This window comes from Pseudomonas sp. JAI120, assembly GCF_014207255.1.
Classification (GTDB): domain Bacteria; phylum Pseudomonadota; class Gammaproteobacteria; order Pseudomonadales; family Pseudomonadaceae; genus Aquipseudomonas.
In genome coordinates this window covers 2,045,521-2,059,214 of record NZ_JACHCZ010000001.1, presented here as the reverse complement: position 1 = coordinate 2,059,214, position 13,694 = coordinate 2,045,521, and the positions used below count along the sequence as shown (strand labels likewise).

The following is a 13,694-nucleotide window of genomic DNA, read 5'->3' as shown; positions in this document are numbered from 1 at the left end:
CCCCGGCAAGGGATTGAAATCAATCTTCCCCCGTCAGATATGCAACCACGCCAGGCTACCTAACACCACCGCCACACCCGCCGCCGCATAGGACATGCGCTTCAACCATTCCCTTCTCGTCAACAACGTAATCGCCGCCAGCGAAATCGCGATCTGAATCGCGGTCATCGCCTGGGCCCAGCGATGGTGCTGGTGCAGGGCCTGCTCGGATTTGTCATCCCATTCCTTTGAGGTCGCCTCCAGTTTCTCCGCCTGCTTGCGTACCTCTTCCTTCTGGCTTTTGTAGCGCTCGATCTCATCCTTGTAATGCGCGGCATCCACACCGGGAATATGGGTCGCGAGTTCCGCCAGGTTCTGCCGGCTGGATTTGGCCTGATAGTAGTTCCACTGGTTGGCGGCTTCGGTCTTGATGATGGCCGCGTTGTTCTTGTCCATCGCCGCCTCGCTCTCGGTGGAGCCGGCCTGGTAGCTGAGCATGGCGCCGAGGGTGGCCATCAGCGCGGTCATGACGGCGATGCGACTGGCGAAATTGTCCCCACGGCCGTGGGCATGTTCGGTGGTGTGTTCAAGGTGTTTTTCGTGAGGGCTGGGGACTTCGAAGGCTTCGGACATGAGGGCGCGCCGGTCAAGGAAAACGGACTGAGGGAGTCTGATTCTTCACCAGTGAAGCTGTCTCAAGCCTGTACGTAACGTCGGATCAAGCGCACATACACCGCAATATTGATCGCCAGCACCAACCCGCCCAGGCCCAGCTGGATCTGTGGCGTCAGCCCGGCCGGGTAGATCATCGTCAGGATGTAATGTTCGATAAACCCACCGCCATAACCGTCCTGCCCGGCGAGGTGGCGAAACAGGTTTTCCCAGCGGGTCAGCGGGCAGGGCAGGTGGAACACTTCGACCGCCACGCCCCACGCAGCGGCGGGCAGGTGCAGCCAGATAATCGGGCGCCATTTCAGCGCCAGCAGCCCACCAAACAGTACGAACAGGATGAAACACAGGTGGAACAGCACGAGGCTGTCTGCGGCTAGACGATAGAGCATGCTTGGTTTCGCTTTTAGGTGACTGGAGGCGCGGACAGTCCCGTTGAGGCTATAGCTCCAGTTGACCGGGGTTGATGCCAAATGCCTTGGCAATCTTTTCCCGCGTCGTCCGGCGAGGTTTGTTCACCGCCTCTTGCTGGGCAAATGCGGATTGGGAAATGCCCAGGCGTTGGGCGACTTCTTCCTGGGTCAGGTTCAGGTGTTCGCGCCAGGCTCGGATCGGAGTTGCGCCATCTACCAGGCGGCTGACGACCGCGTGGGGGATTAGGTTTGGATCGTTCTGCTGGGCCAGATAGTGTTCATAAGGAATCACCACGAAAGCTGGCTTGCCCTCCGTATTGTGGATGATCTGTATGGCAGTAGGTTCGCTCGTCACGTTTCTTGACCTCTTGAATGCTGACCACGTGGATATCGCCGTCCCAATCGAAAAGGACTCGGTAACGCCCTACCCTTAATCGGTAACTGCAGGGGTGGTTGACCAACGCTTTGACGTTGACTGCGTCGGGCATGCGTTCAAGTGCGAAGACGGCATCGCGCACTTGTTGCTGATGATACGAATGCAATCGAAGCAATTGCTTGACGGCTTTTCGGGTCCAGTGGATTGAGTTCATCAGAGGTTAATAAGTCTTTTATAAGGTTTGCAAGGGGTATTTTTCAGCGGCGAGCCATCGAGCGGACGCTCTGTTCTCACAAACCCTAGACGGCCGCATCGCACGCGGGCGGGTAAAACTGTTGCGCGGTATGAATCACTGATCGCACACAGACTGCAGTCTTTTGCCGACTCAATACCTGGCCGCGAAGGTTGCTTGCAGGCAACCCAGGCCGTTATTGTGCTGAATCCTTTTAGTCCTTCCTCCAGGGTTGTGTAGTGATGAATGCACCGCGTACCGCAGTCGGTCCGATCAAGGCCGTGATTTTCGATATGGACGGGTTGTTGCTGGATACGGAAGGCATCTACACCGAAGTCACGCAGATCATCGCCGAACGCTATGGCCGAACCTACGATTGGGGCATCAAGCAGCACATCATCGGGCGCGGTGCGCAGGATTTGGCCGACTATGTGGTCAAGGCGCTGGACCTGCCGATTACCCCGGCTGAATTCCTCGAAATTCGCGAACCGCTGATGAGCGCGCGCTTTCCCAAGGCCTTGGGCATGCCTGGTGCCGAGGCGCTGGTGCGGCACTTGAAGGCGCACAACATTCCGATTGCCGTGGGCACCAGTTCGTCGCGCAATTCGTTTGGGCACAAAACCACCTTGCACCGCGAGTGGTTTGGTTTGTTCGACACCATCGTTACCGCTGACGACCCGGAAGTCGGCGCTGCCAAGCCTGCGCCGGACATCTTCCTCACCGCTGCGCGCCGCCTGGGCGTTGCCCCTGAGGATTGCCTGGTGTTCGAGGATTCGCCGTTTGGTGTAACGGCGGCGAAGGCCGCCCGTATGACCGCCATCGCCGTGCCCGATGAAGCCATGGCCGACAGCAAGTACCAGCATGCCGACCAGATCATCCGCAAGCTTGCGGACTTCGACCTGGCGGCCTATGGCCTGCCCCCCATCTCCTGAACCAACAAGGTCAACATGTGGGAGGGGGCAAGCCCCTCCCACCTTGGGTTATGCGCTGAACCCACCATCGATCGTCAGGCTGGCACCGGTGATATACCCCGCTTCCGGCCCGGCCAGATACGCCACGAAACTGGCAATCTCTTCCACATGGCCGTAACGCCCCACCGCCATCAACCCGATCAGGCTCTCGGCAAAATCACTGTTTGCCGGGTTCATATCGGTGTCCACCGGCCCAGGTTGCACGTTATTGATCGTGATGCCCCGTGGCCCCAAGTCCCGCGCCAAACCTTTGGTCAAGCCGACCAGCGCCGCTTTGCTCATCGCATACGGGCCACCGCCGCCAAAGGGTATGCGTTCGGCATTGGTGCTGCCGATGTTGATCACCCGGCCACCTTCACCCATATGCTTGGCGGCTTCCTGGGTGGCGATAAACACGCTGCGCACGTTGATCGCCAAAGTCTGGTCGAAGTCTTCCAGCTTGAAGTCTTCCAAGGGTGCGATGGCCAGCACGCCGGCGTTATTTACCAGGATGTCCAGGCGGCCAAAGGCTTCCACGGTGGCGTTGACCGCGTTGCGGATCGCAGTGGCATCGGCGCTGTCGGCGTGAATCGCCAGGGCTTTGCCGCCTTCGCTGATCACGCTGTGCTGCAGGGCTTCAGCCTTGGCGGCAGAGCTGACGTAGGTAAAGGCAACGGCTGCTCCCTGTGCTGCCAGGCGCTTGACGATGGCGGCACCGATGCCGCGGGAACCGCCTTGGATCAAGGCGACTTTACCGCTGAGGTTGTGTGTGGTCATGTCGATCTCCGAGTCGTTCAAGGCGCAATGCCCTGTTGTTGGAGCCGAGTATCGACCTCGCTCGCCGCTGCCGGTAGACCGTGATTGCTATAGTCTGTGTAAACCAAAAGTTTAGAGTGGGGCGTTATGGAAAGCTTTGGAAGTATCGAATGCTTTGTGCGCAGCGCCGAAGGCGGCAGCTTTGCCGAGGCGGCGCGGCACCTGAGCCTGACCCCGGCGGCGGTCGGCAAAAGCGTCGCCAAGCAGGAGGTGCGCCTCGGCGTGCGGCTGTTCCAGCGCAGCACCCGGCGTCTGGCGCTGACCGAAGCCGGCAAGCTGTTCCTGGCCGAAGTCAGCGGCAGCCTCACCACCATCCAGAATGCCGTGGCCAACCTGGCCAGCGCCGAAGGCCGGCCGGTGGGCACGCTCAAGGTCAGCATGGGCACGGTGTTTGGCAATCGCTATGTGGTGCCGTTGCTGGGGGCATTCATGGAGCGTTTTCCGGATATCAGCCCGGACTGGCATTTCGATAACCGCCAGGTTGACTTGATCGGCCAGGGCTTCGATGCCGCCATCGGCGGCGGTTTTGAGCTGCCCCAAGGCGTGGTAGCGCGCAAGCTGGCGCCGGCGCACCGGGTGCTGGTGGCCTCCCCGGGTTACCTGGCGCAACGCCCACCGGTGCGCGAGCCCGAAGACTTGTCGCGGTGCAAAGGTATCCTGATCCGCTCACCGCAAACCGGGCGTATCCGGTCCTGGCAGTTGACCAGTATCGAACGTGAACACCGCCCGCTGGTGCTCAAGCCCGGCATGACCATGAGCGACTCCGAAGCCGCCTGCTGTGCCAGCGCTCAAGGCCTGGGGATTGCGCTGGTGAGCATGCCCATGGCCGTGCCGTTCCTCGACAGCGGCGACGTGGTCAGGGTATTGCCCGACTGGTACGTCGACGACGGCAATATTTCCGTCTACTACGCCGAGCACAAACTGCTGCCCGGCAAGACCCGGGCGTTTGTGGATTTCATCATCGAGCAGTTTGCCGAAAAGAAACTGGGGCAAAGGTTCAGCGCAATCTAAAACCAAGTGCAGCTCAGCGGCCGAACCGAGTCGGCCAGCCAATCACCTGCTTCGGCCGAGGCGTCGCGTAAGTCCGTATCTTCGACGTCGACAACCCCAGCCGCACCAGGGATTCGGCGATGGTCACCGCCGCCGTCACGCCATCCACCACCGGCACCCCGGTGCGCTGGCGAATCTGCTCATCCAGCCCGGCCATGCCGCCGCAACCTAGACAGATCACTTCGGCCTTGTCTTCGCGAATAGCCAGTTCCGCCTGGCGCACGATGGCTTCCATGGCGGCCAACGGGTCTTCTTCCAACTCCAGCACCGCCATGCCGCTGGCGCGCACCGAGGCGCATCGCTGGTACAGGCCGGCGAGTTTCAGGCGGTCTTCGATCAGCGGCACGGTGCGGTCCAGGGTCGTCACCACTGAATAGGCATGGCCCAGGAACATCGCGGTGCTGGCCGCTGCTTCGGTGATGTCCACCACCGGCACATTCAATAATTCCTGCAAGCCTTCCCGGCCGTGTTCGCCGTAGCCGGCCTGGATCACCGCATCGAACGGTTGGTCGTAAGCCATCACCCGGTCCATCACGGCGATGGCGGCCAGGTAGCTTTCAAAATTGCCCTCCACCGATTCCGCGCCGAAATACGGGGTAAGCCCGACAATCTCAGTGCCCGGCGAAGCCACGGCCCGCGCCTGCTGGGCGATGGTTTCAGTGATGGATTCGGTGGTGTTGACGTTGACCACGAGGATACGCATGGAAGGTCCTTACTCAGTGACTGACGTTATCGACGGCAATGCTTTCGCCGCTGACATCGGCGTAGAACGGCTGGCGCTTGGCGATCAGCAGGTACAGCAACCCTGCAATACCGGCGCCAAACAACCAGGAAAACGGCGAGACGCTGGCAAATCCAGGCAACAGCGCCAGCAGGATGGCGATCACGGCGGCAGGAATAAACGCCGCCACTGCACGCATATTCACCCCTCGGCTGTAGTAATAAGCGCCATTCGGGTCTTCGCTATACAGCTGTGGCACGTCCACCTGGCTTTTACGAATCAACCAGTAGTCGACCATGATCACCCCGTACAACGGCCCCAGCAGCGCGCCCAGGCCGGAGAGGAAATACACGATCACCAACGGGCTGTTGTAGAGGTTCCACGGCAGGATCAGCACGGCCACGGCGGCGCTGATCAACCCGGCGCGACGGAAGTTCAGGTACTTGGGTGCCAGGTTGCTCAGCACAAAGGCCGGCGCGACGAAGTTGGCCATGATGTTCACCGCCACGGTGACGATCAGGAATGCCAGGCAGCCGAGCACGAGAAAGAAGGTATTGGGGATGGCGGCGATGATTTCGGTCGGGCTTTCGATCACCCGGCCATTGAGCTGGAACTGCCCGCCGCAGAGCAGCACGGTGATTGCGGCAAACACCAGGATATTCACCGGCAGGCCCCAGAAATTGCCGACCAGGATGGTCTTGCGGCACGGCGAAGAGCGTGCGAAGTCGCAGAAGTTGAGGATCAGCGTGCCGTAGATCGCCAGCCACAACGCGCCACCGGCAAAGATATTGCGCCACATCTCGCCGCCGGTGAGCGGCTCGCGGATCGACCAGGCGATGTTGCCACCGGCCTGGAAGTACATCCAGCCGGCCAACGCGGCCACCGTCAGCAAAATCACCGGCCCGGCGAAGCCTTCATAGCGCCTCACCATCTCCATGCCATAGGCCAGGATCACCAACTGCACGAACCAGATCACTACAAAACACGCCCAACCCAGGGTGGATAACCCCAGGATCGAATTATGGTCATAGTCGGCAAAGCCTGGATGAATCGCCGTCAGCAGTACGCGGAAAACCACCGACGCCAGGTAGGTCTGGATACCAAACCAGGCAATCGCGATCACGGCGCGGATCAACGCCGGAATCTGCGCACCGTGAATGCCAAAGCTGATGCGGCTGATCACCGGAAACGGCACGCCGGTCTTCTGGCCCATATACCCCGATAAGTTCATGAAGAAGTACACCAGCGCCGCGCCGATGCCCAGGGACAACAGGATCTGCCAGCCGCCCAGGCCCAGCGCATAGAGGCCGATGGCGAACGAATAGTTGGCGATGTTGTGCACGTCATTGGTCCACAGCGCGAAGATGCTGTAGCGCCCCCAGCGTCGGCCTTCGACCTTGGTGGGCGCCAGGTCCTTGTTGTGCAGGCGTGGGCTGAGCACCAAGGGGCCGGGGCCCGCGGCGTCTGGGTTCAGGGCGGAGGAGGGCAGATCCAGTGCGATGTTATTCGAGAGGCTTGTACGCATTCCGGCAGGCTCCAGCACATCTGCCGGGAAGCCGCAGATGGCAAAGTGTATGTAGGTTTTGTATTTATTGTATACAAAGCACGTTCCACCTTAAGCCACATGCGTGCCAGTTTTGAATCTATGAAAGTCCTGGGTAATTTCGTTTTTATAGGTTGGTTAAATAACTGGCTGAATTTGAAGAAATATAAATTGACCGATTGAACAGCTATTTATTTTTTGGTTGTCAGCGTGCGATTCGCCAGGCCAACCGAGGGGAGGGGAGAGGTGTTACGTTATGGTGCGGCTGAATAGAAATTGCACACATAAATGGCACCGATGGTTACATGTATGTGTACATCTCTAACACTCAACACAAGACAAATGTGGGAGGGGGCTTGCCCCCGATTGCGGTGTGTCAGCAACCATTGAACTGGCTGACCCACCGCTATCGGGGGCAAGCCCCCTCCCACATTTTTACAGCATCAACTTCAAGCCTTGCTGATGATATTCCCGGCATGCAGCCCGCATTCCTTCTGCGTGGCTTCCTCCCACCACCAACGACCTTCACGCTCGTGCTGGTTCGGCAGCACGGGACGGGTGCACGGTTCACACCCGATGCTGATAAAGCCGCGCTCATGCAGGCTGTTGTACGGCAGTTCCAGCATGCGGATGTAACCCCAGATCTCTTCGCTGGTCATCTGCGCCAGCGGGTTGAACTTGTACAGGGTGCGTTCCGGGGTAGAGAAGGCCGTGTCGATTTCCAGCGCCGCTACCTGGCTGCGGGTGCCGGGGCTTTGGTCGCGGCGTTGGCCGGTGGCCCAGGCGCTGACGCCGGAAAGCTTACGGCGCAGCGGCTCGATCTTGCGCACGCCGCAGCATTCGCCATGGCCGTCCTTGTAGAAGCTGAACAGGCCTTTCTCCTTGACGAAGGGTTCCAGCTTGCTCTGGTCCGGCGAGATCAGTTCGATATCGATCTTGTAGAAGTCGCGCACCTGCTCGATAAACCGGTAGGTCTCCGGGTGCAGGCGGCCGGTGTCGAGGCTGAACACCTTGACGTTCTTGTTCAGCTTCCAGGCCATGTCCACCAGCACCACATCCTCGGCACCGCTGAAGGAAATCCACAGGTCATCACCGAACTGGCTGAACGCCAGCTTGAGAATGTCCTGGGCAGACTTGTTGGCATAAGTCGTGGCGAGTTCAACGACGTCGAAGGCTTGGTTCATCAGGACGGTTCCTACAGGTCAATGGCGCTGAGCGCTCTATAGGGGAGCGATGGTATCAAAATCCGCCCTGCGTTGCGGCGGCGGGCTTGAATCGCTAGAGTTCGGCAGTCCTTTTGCTCGCTCAACTAACAACATCCAATGGGAGTGTCTTGTGGAAATTGCCTGTCTCGACCTGGAAGGGGTGCTGGTACCAGAAATCTGGATCGCCTTCGCCGAAAAAACCGGTATTGAATCCCTGCGGGCCACCACCCGGGACATTCCCGACTACGACGTGCTGATGAAGCAGCGCCTGCGCATCCTCGACGAACACGGGCTCAAGCTCGCCGACATCCAGGAAGTGATCGCCACTCTCAAACCGCTGGACGGCGCCATCGAGTTCGTCAACTGGCTGCGCGAGCGCTTCCAGGTGGTGATCCTGTCCGACACCTTCTACGAATTTTCCCAGCCGCTGATGCGTCAGTTGGGCTTCCCGACCTTGTTGTGCCACCGTCTCATCACCGACGAAAACGACCGCGTGGTCAGCTACCAACTGCGCCAGAAAGACCCCAAGCGCCAGTCGGTATTGGCGTTCAAGACCCTCTACTACCGCGTGATCGCCGCCGGCGACTCCTACAACGACACCACCATGTTGGGCGAGGCCGACCGTGGGATTCTGTTCCATGCGCCGGAAAATGTGATCCGCGAATTCCCGCAATTCCCGGCGGTGCATACGTTTGAAGATTTAAAGAAAGAGTTCATCAGGGCGTCGAATCGGCAGTTGAGCCTGTAATTTCTTTCGGGCCGCTGAGGGCCCTATCGGGAGCAAGCCCCCTCCCACATTCGACACCATTCCAACAGATAAACGAGGTCGAATGTGGGAGGGGGCTTGCTCCCGATGGGGAAGGTAGCGCCACTACCAATGTTTCTGTCAGCTCCCTGCAAGCAACCGCTCATAAGGAATACTCAAGCCTTCATGCAGTCGCTTGATCATCGACAGGCTCAGCTTGCGCTTGTGGTTCAGCACTTCGGATACACGTCCGCTGGTGCCGATAAATGGCTCCAGGTCGCGGGCAGTCATGCCCAGTTGCTCCATGCGAAATTTAATGGCTTCCACCGGATCAGAAGGTGGCATTGGGTAATGTTCGGCTTCGTACTTCTCAATGAGTACTGCAAGAATTTCCAGCTCATCGCCTTCAGTCGAGCCGATGTCCGCTCCCCAGAGCTGCTGCACCCGCGCGAGTGCCGCAGTGAGGTCTTCCTGGGAGTGTATGGGTTTGATGTTCATTACACGGTCTCCGCATTGATCTGGTCGTACTGCGCATGAGTCCCTACGAACCGTATGAACCCAAGCTGTCGCTGGTAATCGATCGCCATGATCACTCGATATTTGTTGCCGCCCACGTTGAATACAACCCTGCTACCTTTGAGAATGCTCGCGGTCCTGAGCGCTGCCTTGAGTGCTTGTGGCGTAGGGTAAATGGCCTTTTCCATATGCCGATACAATTCAATAAGCGGCGCTTTCGCATCGATATAGGCGGGTTGGCTTTCCCAGAATATTCGTAAGGTCGAGAGGGCGATTATCCGCATCGCTGCAACCTCCCGATTTGGGAGATGATAGGCGCGGTTGAGAGGGGGCGCAAACTCGGAAATATTTCCTGACGGGTAGGCAGTCGCTTCATGTGATCCTTCACAGACGGCGGGTGGACGGTTGAAGCCGGACGCTATCTTCCGACGTTCAACTACGTCTACTGCGGTTCTGATTCAGGTTTTTTCTACTGCTCGGCGCTACGTCTGAGAGCCAGGAAGGCACTGTGCGCTACAGGCTTTCCAGTGTTTGTAACAACACCCGCACCTTCGTCAGTGACTCCTGATACTCCGCCTCCCACTGCGAATCCGCCACGATCCCACCGCCGCCCCAGCAACACACTTGGCCATCCTTGACCAGTAAGCTGCGGATGGCGATGGAGCTGTCCATCTCGCCGCGCACATCCAGGTACACCAGCGAACCGCAGTACAGCCCGCGTCGGGTCGGCTCCAGTTCGTCGATGATCTGCATCGCGCGAATCTTTGGGGCGCCGGTGATCGAGCCACCAGGGAAGCTGCCGGCGATCAGGTCGAGGGCGTCTTTATCGTCGGCCAACTCGCCGGTCACGCTGCTGACCAGATGATGCACGTTGGGGTAGCTTTCCAGGCTGAACAGTTCCGGCACGTTGACCGAGCCGATGCGGCAGGTGCGGCCGAGGTCGTTGCGCAGCAGGTCGACGATCATCAGGTTCTCGGCGCGGTCCTTGGGGCTGGCCAGCAGTTCGGCGGCCTGGGCGGCGTCTTCTTCAGGCGTGAGGCCGCGGGGGCGGGTGCCTTTGATCGGGCGGGTTTCGACGTGGCGCTCGCTGATGTGCACGAAACGCTCCGGCGACAGGCTCAGGACCGCGCCGTCGTCCGGCAGGCTCTGGAACCCGGAAAACGGCGTCGGGCAGGCTTCGCGAAGGGCGCAATAGGCTGCCCAGGGATCACCCATGCACGGTGCGCGAAAACGCTGGGCGAAGTTGACCTGGTAGCAGTCGCCGGCCTGGATGTAATCTTGGATACGCACGATGGCTTGGCGGTAGGCCTCGGCGCTGAGGTCGGGCGCCATCGGGCCCTGGAGTTTGAACGTCGCGCAGGTGTCGACAGCCCCATGGCTGAACAACGCGATCAGCCGTTGCCGTTCGCTATCTGCCAGCGAGGGATGAAACACCAACTGGCTGCTCTGGGCCTGGTGGTCACTGATCAGCGCCCAGGCGTACAGCCCGAAGCGCGCGTCCGGCAGGTGCAGGTCATCCACCGCCAGGTGCGGCATGTGCTCCAGGTGCCGACCGAAGTCGTAGCTCAGGTAGCCGATCAAGCCGCCGGCGAACGGTAACTGCAAACCGTCGGGAATCGCGGCTTCACCCAATCGCGTGAGGTTTTCCCGCAAGCGTTGCAGGAAAGCAGCGCCGCTTTCGTCAGGCGCTACCGTCAAGGTCGCTTCGGGCCAGGCGCTGAGCAGGTCGTAACGCCCACGCTCGGCCGTCGGCCGGCCGCTGTCGAGCAGCACCGCGCCGGGAGCGTGGCGAATCGCCGCAAAATACTCGGCGGGGTTGGCCCGGTAGGGCAATGGGTGTACGGAGCAGGTCGACATGCGGGGTTGAATCAGCCAATGGCGCGGGGGAGGGGGATTGTAGTCCCCTGTAGGATTTGCTCCTAGAGGGGATGTCGGGGATAGACAGTTCGAAGACCGGATCAGCCTTCCACGGGCGGAATATGCCCGAACATCTCCTGCACAAACTTCACCCGCTCTTCCGGGGTTTCCGTCACGCCGGCCGCTTTCAGTTCTTCCAGTCGCGCCTCCACCGCATGGGTGCGCAAGGTCAGGCCGCAGTCGTTGGCGATCTGGATATTCAGCCCCGGCCGCGCATTCAGCTCAAGGATCAGCGGGCCTTTTTCCTGGTCGAGCACCATGTCCACGCCGATATAGCCCAGCCCGCACAGCTCGTAGCAGCCGGCCGCGAGCTTCATGAAACCGTCCCAATTGGGCAGTTGCACGCCATCCACCGCGTTGGTGGTGTCGGGGTGTTTGGTGATGATGGTGTTCAGCCAGGTACCGCGCAGGGTCAGGCCGGTGGCAAGGTCGACGCCCACGCCAATCGCGCCCTGGTGCAGGTTGGCCTTGCCGCCCGACTGGCGGGTCGGCAAGCGCAGCATCGCCATCACCGGGTAGCCCATCAGCACGATGATGCGAATATCCGGCACGCCTTCGTAGCTGATGCTCTTGAAGATCTGGTCGGGTACCACGCGGTATTCGATCAGCGCACGGTCGCGGTGGCCACCCAGGGAGTAGAGGCCGGTGAGGATGCTGGAAATCTGATGTTCGATCTCTTCATGGCTGATGATCTTGCCGGACACCGTGCGGTAGCGCCCCTCAAACCGGTCCGCCACCACCAGGATGCCGTCACCGCCGGCGCCCTGGGCCGGTTTGATCACGAAGTCGCTGCGCCCGCCGATGATCTCGTCGAGTTTGTCGATTTCCTTCTCGGTGGAGATCACCCCGTACATTTCCGGCACATGGATGCCGGCGGCGATCGCCCGTTCCTTGGTGATGATCTTGTCATCCACGATGGGGTACAGGCTGCGCTTGTTGTACTTGAGCACGTAGTCGGCATTACGCCGGTTGATGCCCATGATCCCCCGCGCTTCCAGGGCCTTCCAGGTCTTCCAGAAGCCGAACATTACGAATCAGCCTTGAGGAAGGCCTTGAATCGCACCAGCTCGGTCAGGCGGTAGCCACGATAGCGCCCCATGGCCAGCATGAAGCCCACCAGGATCAGCAGGATCGCCGGGAAAGTGAATACGAAGTAGATCAGCTCCGGCACGCTCATGATGATGTGCGCCAGGGACGCGGCGAACAGCGTACCAATCGCCACTTTCATGGCATGGCTGGCGCCGCGCTCTTCCCAGGTGATCGACAGGCGTTCGATGGTCATGGTCAAAATCACCATCGGGAACAGCGCCACCGACAACCCGCGCTCCAGCCCCAGCTTGTGGCTGAACAGGCTGATGGCCGCGATCAACACCACCACGAAGGTCAGCACCACCGACAACCTCGGCAGCATCTGCAACTTCAAGTGTTCCAGGTACGACCTGAGGGACAGGCCCAGCGCCGTGATAATCGTGAACAGCACAATCCCGAAGCCCAGCTGTGTCTCTCGGAACGCCAGGGCAATCAGCACCGGGGTAAAGGTGCCCAGGGTCTGCAGGCCGATCAGGTTGCGCAGGATCAGGATCACCAGCACGCCAATCGGGATCATCACCATGATCATGAAGGTCTGCTGGGTTTGCAGCGGCAGGCCGTACAGCGAGTATTCGAGGAAGTTGGCGTCGGTGTTCTCGTCGGTCAGCTTGGCCAGGCGAATCGCGTTCATTTCGCTGTTGTTCAAGCTGAAGGTGACCATGGCTTTCTTGCCGCCATCGACGGTGATCAGGTTTTCATCGCCGGTCCACCACAGCAGGCGGTCGGCGGGCAGGCCCGGTTCGCCGGTTTCCGGGTTGAAGTACAGCCAGTCGTTGCCATTGAAGCTACGCAGCCACAGCTCCGGGCTTTGCGGCTGGTCGGCCACCAGGCGGATGGTGTGGACCTTTTCCACCGGCACATGGGCAATGGACAGCAGCAACTCGACGATCTTGGCCTTGTGCGGCGTCGACGGGTCGCCGGCCAGCAACAGCTTCACATTGTCGTCGTTGAGGTTGTTGGTGCGCTTGATGGCTTCGGTGATGAAGGTCTCGACGTCGGCCGAATGCTGGCGAATCGGCGCCAGCAGGGCCTCGGCGGCGATTTTCTCCGGGCCTTCCACGGCAATACTGTCGCGGAAGGTCGGGCCCTTGATCTTGGTTTTTTCGCCGCTGTAGCGCTTGGTCAGCACCAGGCGGTAATACAGGGTCTGGTTGCCCTTGGCGCGGCGTGCCGACCAGGTGACCTTACGGTTGCCGTCGATGCGGTTGACGCTGACCCCGTAGTTATTGGAGATAAAGCTCTCATTAAGACTGACGAAGTCGCGGCTCAAGGGCGGCACGAACATCTGGATCTTCACCGGGTCTTTCGGGTTGGCGACGAACTCGACCTTGGCGTCGATGTTCCACAAGTCGTCGGTGGCGTCCTCGGTGACGGGAATGCCCAGCACGAAGATCTGGTAGGCGGTGACCGAAATACCCAACACCACCAGGATGGCGATCAGGATTCTCAGGTGTAGGGTTAGAGCGCGCATTC

At 60.0% G+C, this 13,694-nt stretch carries 15 protein-coding genes and 1 pseudogene; 3 read left to right on the top strand and 13 right to left on the bottom strand.

Annotated features, from left to right (window positions below):
* Window positions 1-33 precede the first annotated feature (33 nt).
* From HDC32_RS09685 to HDC32_RS09670, 4 genes and pseudogenes are all read right to left on the bottom strand, one after another.
* Entirely contained in the window at window positions 34-612 is a 579-nt protein-coding gene (locus HDC32_RS09685; protein ID WP_184743696.1) for a DUF4337 domain-containing protein, read from the bottom strand.
* Between the two features lie 62 nt (window positions 613-674).
* The gene (locus HDC32_RS09680) at window positions 675-1,040 is read right to left on the bottom strand and encodes a DUF2784 domain-containing protein (protein WP_131699709.1); all 366 of its coding nucleotides are present in this window, start codon (window positions 1,038-1,040) and stop codon (window positions 675-677) included.
* 49 nt (window positions 1,041-1,089) lie between these two features.
* Complete coding sequence (locus tag HDC32_RS09675) at window positions 1,090-1,416, bottom strand: helix-turn-helix domain-containing protein (RefSeq protein WP_131699708.1); 327 nt, start codon at window positions 1,414-1,416, stop codon at window positions 1,090-1,092.
* Window positions 1,400-1,651, bottom strand: a pseudogene (locus HDC32_RS09670) (type II toxin-antitoxin system RelE family toxin); the annotation flags it as partial. The pseudogene HDC32_RS09670 and the gene HDC32_RS09675, both read right to left, overlap by 17 nt.
* 260 nt (window positions 1,652-1,911) lie before the next feature.
* Between HDC32_RS09670 and HDC32_RS09665 the strand changes: the two are divergent.
* A complete protein-coding gene (locus HDC32_RS09665; RefSeq protein ID WP_131699706.1) occupies window positions 1,912-2,601 on the top strand; it encodes an HAD-IA family hydrolase in 690 nt (229 codons plus the stop codon).
* A gap of 48 nt (window positions 2,602-2,649) precedes the next feature.
* Here HDC32_RS09665 and HDC32_RS09660 read toward each other — a convergent pair whose 3' ends face one another.
* The gene (locus tag HDC32_RS09660; protein ID WP_184743694.1) at window positions 2,650-3,396 is read right to left on the bottom strand and encodes a 3-oxoacyl-ACP reductase family protein; all 747 of its coding nucleotides are present in this window, start codon (window positions 3,394-3,396) and stop codon (window positions 2,650-2,652) included.
* Window positions 3,397-3,522: 126 nt separating this feature from the next.
* Between HDC32_RS09660 and HDC32_RS09655 the strand changes: the two genes are divergently transcribed.
* Window positions 3,523-4,446 (top strand): LysR family transcriptional regulator, encoded by a 924-nt coding sequence (locus HDC32_RS09655; RefSeq protein WP_184743691.1) that lies wholly within the window; start codon window positions 3,523-3,525, stop codon window positions 4,444-4,446.
* A 13-nt stretch (window positions 4,447-4,459) separates the two neighbouring features.
* Here the strand turns inward: HDC32_RS09655 and HDC32_RS09650 are convergent, their stop codons facing one another.
* The 3 genes from HDC32_RS09650 to HDC32_RS09640 all read right to left on the bottom strand — a co-directional run bounded on the left by HDC32_RS09650 (window position 4,460) and on the right by HDC32_RS09640 (window position 7,933).
* Window positions 4,460-5,188, bottom strand: coding sequence for an aspartate/glutamate racemase family protein (locus HDC32_RS09650; RefSeq protein ID WP_053132703.1), 729 nt, complete (start codon window positions 5,186-5,188; stop codon window positions 4,460-4,462).
* Window positions 5,189-5,201: 13 nt separating this feature from the next.
* Entirely contained in the window at window positions 5,202-6,731 is a 1,530-nt protein-coding gene (locus tag HDC32_RS09645; protein WP_184743688.1) for an NCS1 family nucleobase:cation symporter-1, read from the bottom strand.
* A 467-nt stretch (window positions 6,732-7,198) separates the two neighbouring features.
* Window positions 7,199-7,933 carry a phosphoadenylyl-sulfate reductase gene (locus HDC32_RS09640; RefSeq protein ID WP_027603661.1) on the bottom strand — a complete coding sequence of 245 codons (735 nt, stop codon included), beginning with the start codon at window positions 7,931-7,933 and terminating at the stop codon, window positions 7,199-7,201.
* A gap of 151 nt (window positions 7,934-8,084) precedes the next feature.
* Between HDC32_RS09640 and thrH the strand changes: the two genes are divergently transcribed.
* Entirely contained in the window at window positions 8,085-8,702 is a 618-nt protein-coding gene (gene thrH / locus HDC32_RS09635) for a bifunctional phosphoserine phosphatase/homoserine phosphotransferase ThrH (protein WP_053132712.1), read from the top strand.
* 138 nt (window positions 8,703-8,840) lie between these two features.
* Here the strand turns inward: thrH and HDC32_RS09630 are convergent, their stop codons facing one another.
* The 5 genes from HDC32_RS09630 to HDC32_RS09610 form a co-directional block, all read right to left on the bottom strand.
* On the bottom strand, window positions 8,841-9,197 hold the full coding sequence (locus tag HDC32_RS09630; RefSeq protein ID WP_092486821.1) for a type II toxin-antitoxin system HigA family antitoxin: 357 nt from the start codon (window positions 9,195-9,197) through the stop codon (window positions 8,841-8,843).
* Entirely contained in the window at window positions 9,197-9,499 is a 303-nt protein-coding gene (locus HDC32_RS09625; protein ID WP_131699703.1) for a type II toxin-antitoxin system HigB family toxin, read from the bottom strand. The genes HDC32_RS09630 and HDC32_RS09625 overlap by 1 nt, the downstream gene beginning before the upstream one ends.
* 229 nt (window positions 9,500-9,728) lie before the next feature.
* Window positions 9,729-11,072 carry an aminodeoxychorismate synthase component I gene (gene pabB / locus HDC32_RS09620; protein ID WP_184743685.1) on the bottom strand — a complete coding sequence of 448 codons (1,344 nt, stop codon included), beginning with the start codon at window positions 11,070-11,072 and terminating at the stop codon, window positions 9,729-9,731.
* Between the two features lie 101 nt (window positions 11,073-11,173).
* Window positions 11,174-12,160 (bottom strand): alpha-L-glutamate ligase-like protein, encoded by a 987-nt coding sequence (locus HDC32_RS09615; protein WP_131699701.1) that lies wholly within the window; start codon window positions 12,158-12,160, stop codon window positions 11,174-11,176.
* Window positions 12,160-13,692: an inactive transglutaminase family protein gene (locus HDC32_RS09610; protein ID WP_131699700.1), complete on the bottom strand. Its 1,533-nt coding sequence runs from the start codon at window positions 13,690-13,692 to the stop codon at window positions 12,160-12,162. Before HDC32_RS09610 ends, HDC32_RS09615 begins: the two co-directional genes overlap by 1 nt.
* Window positions 13,693-13,694 lie beyond the last annotated feature (2 nt).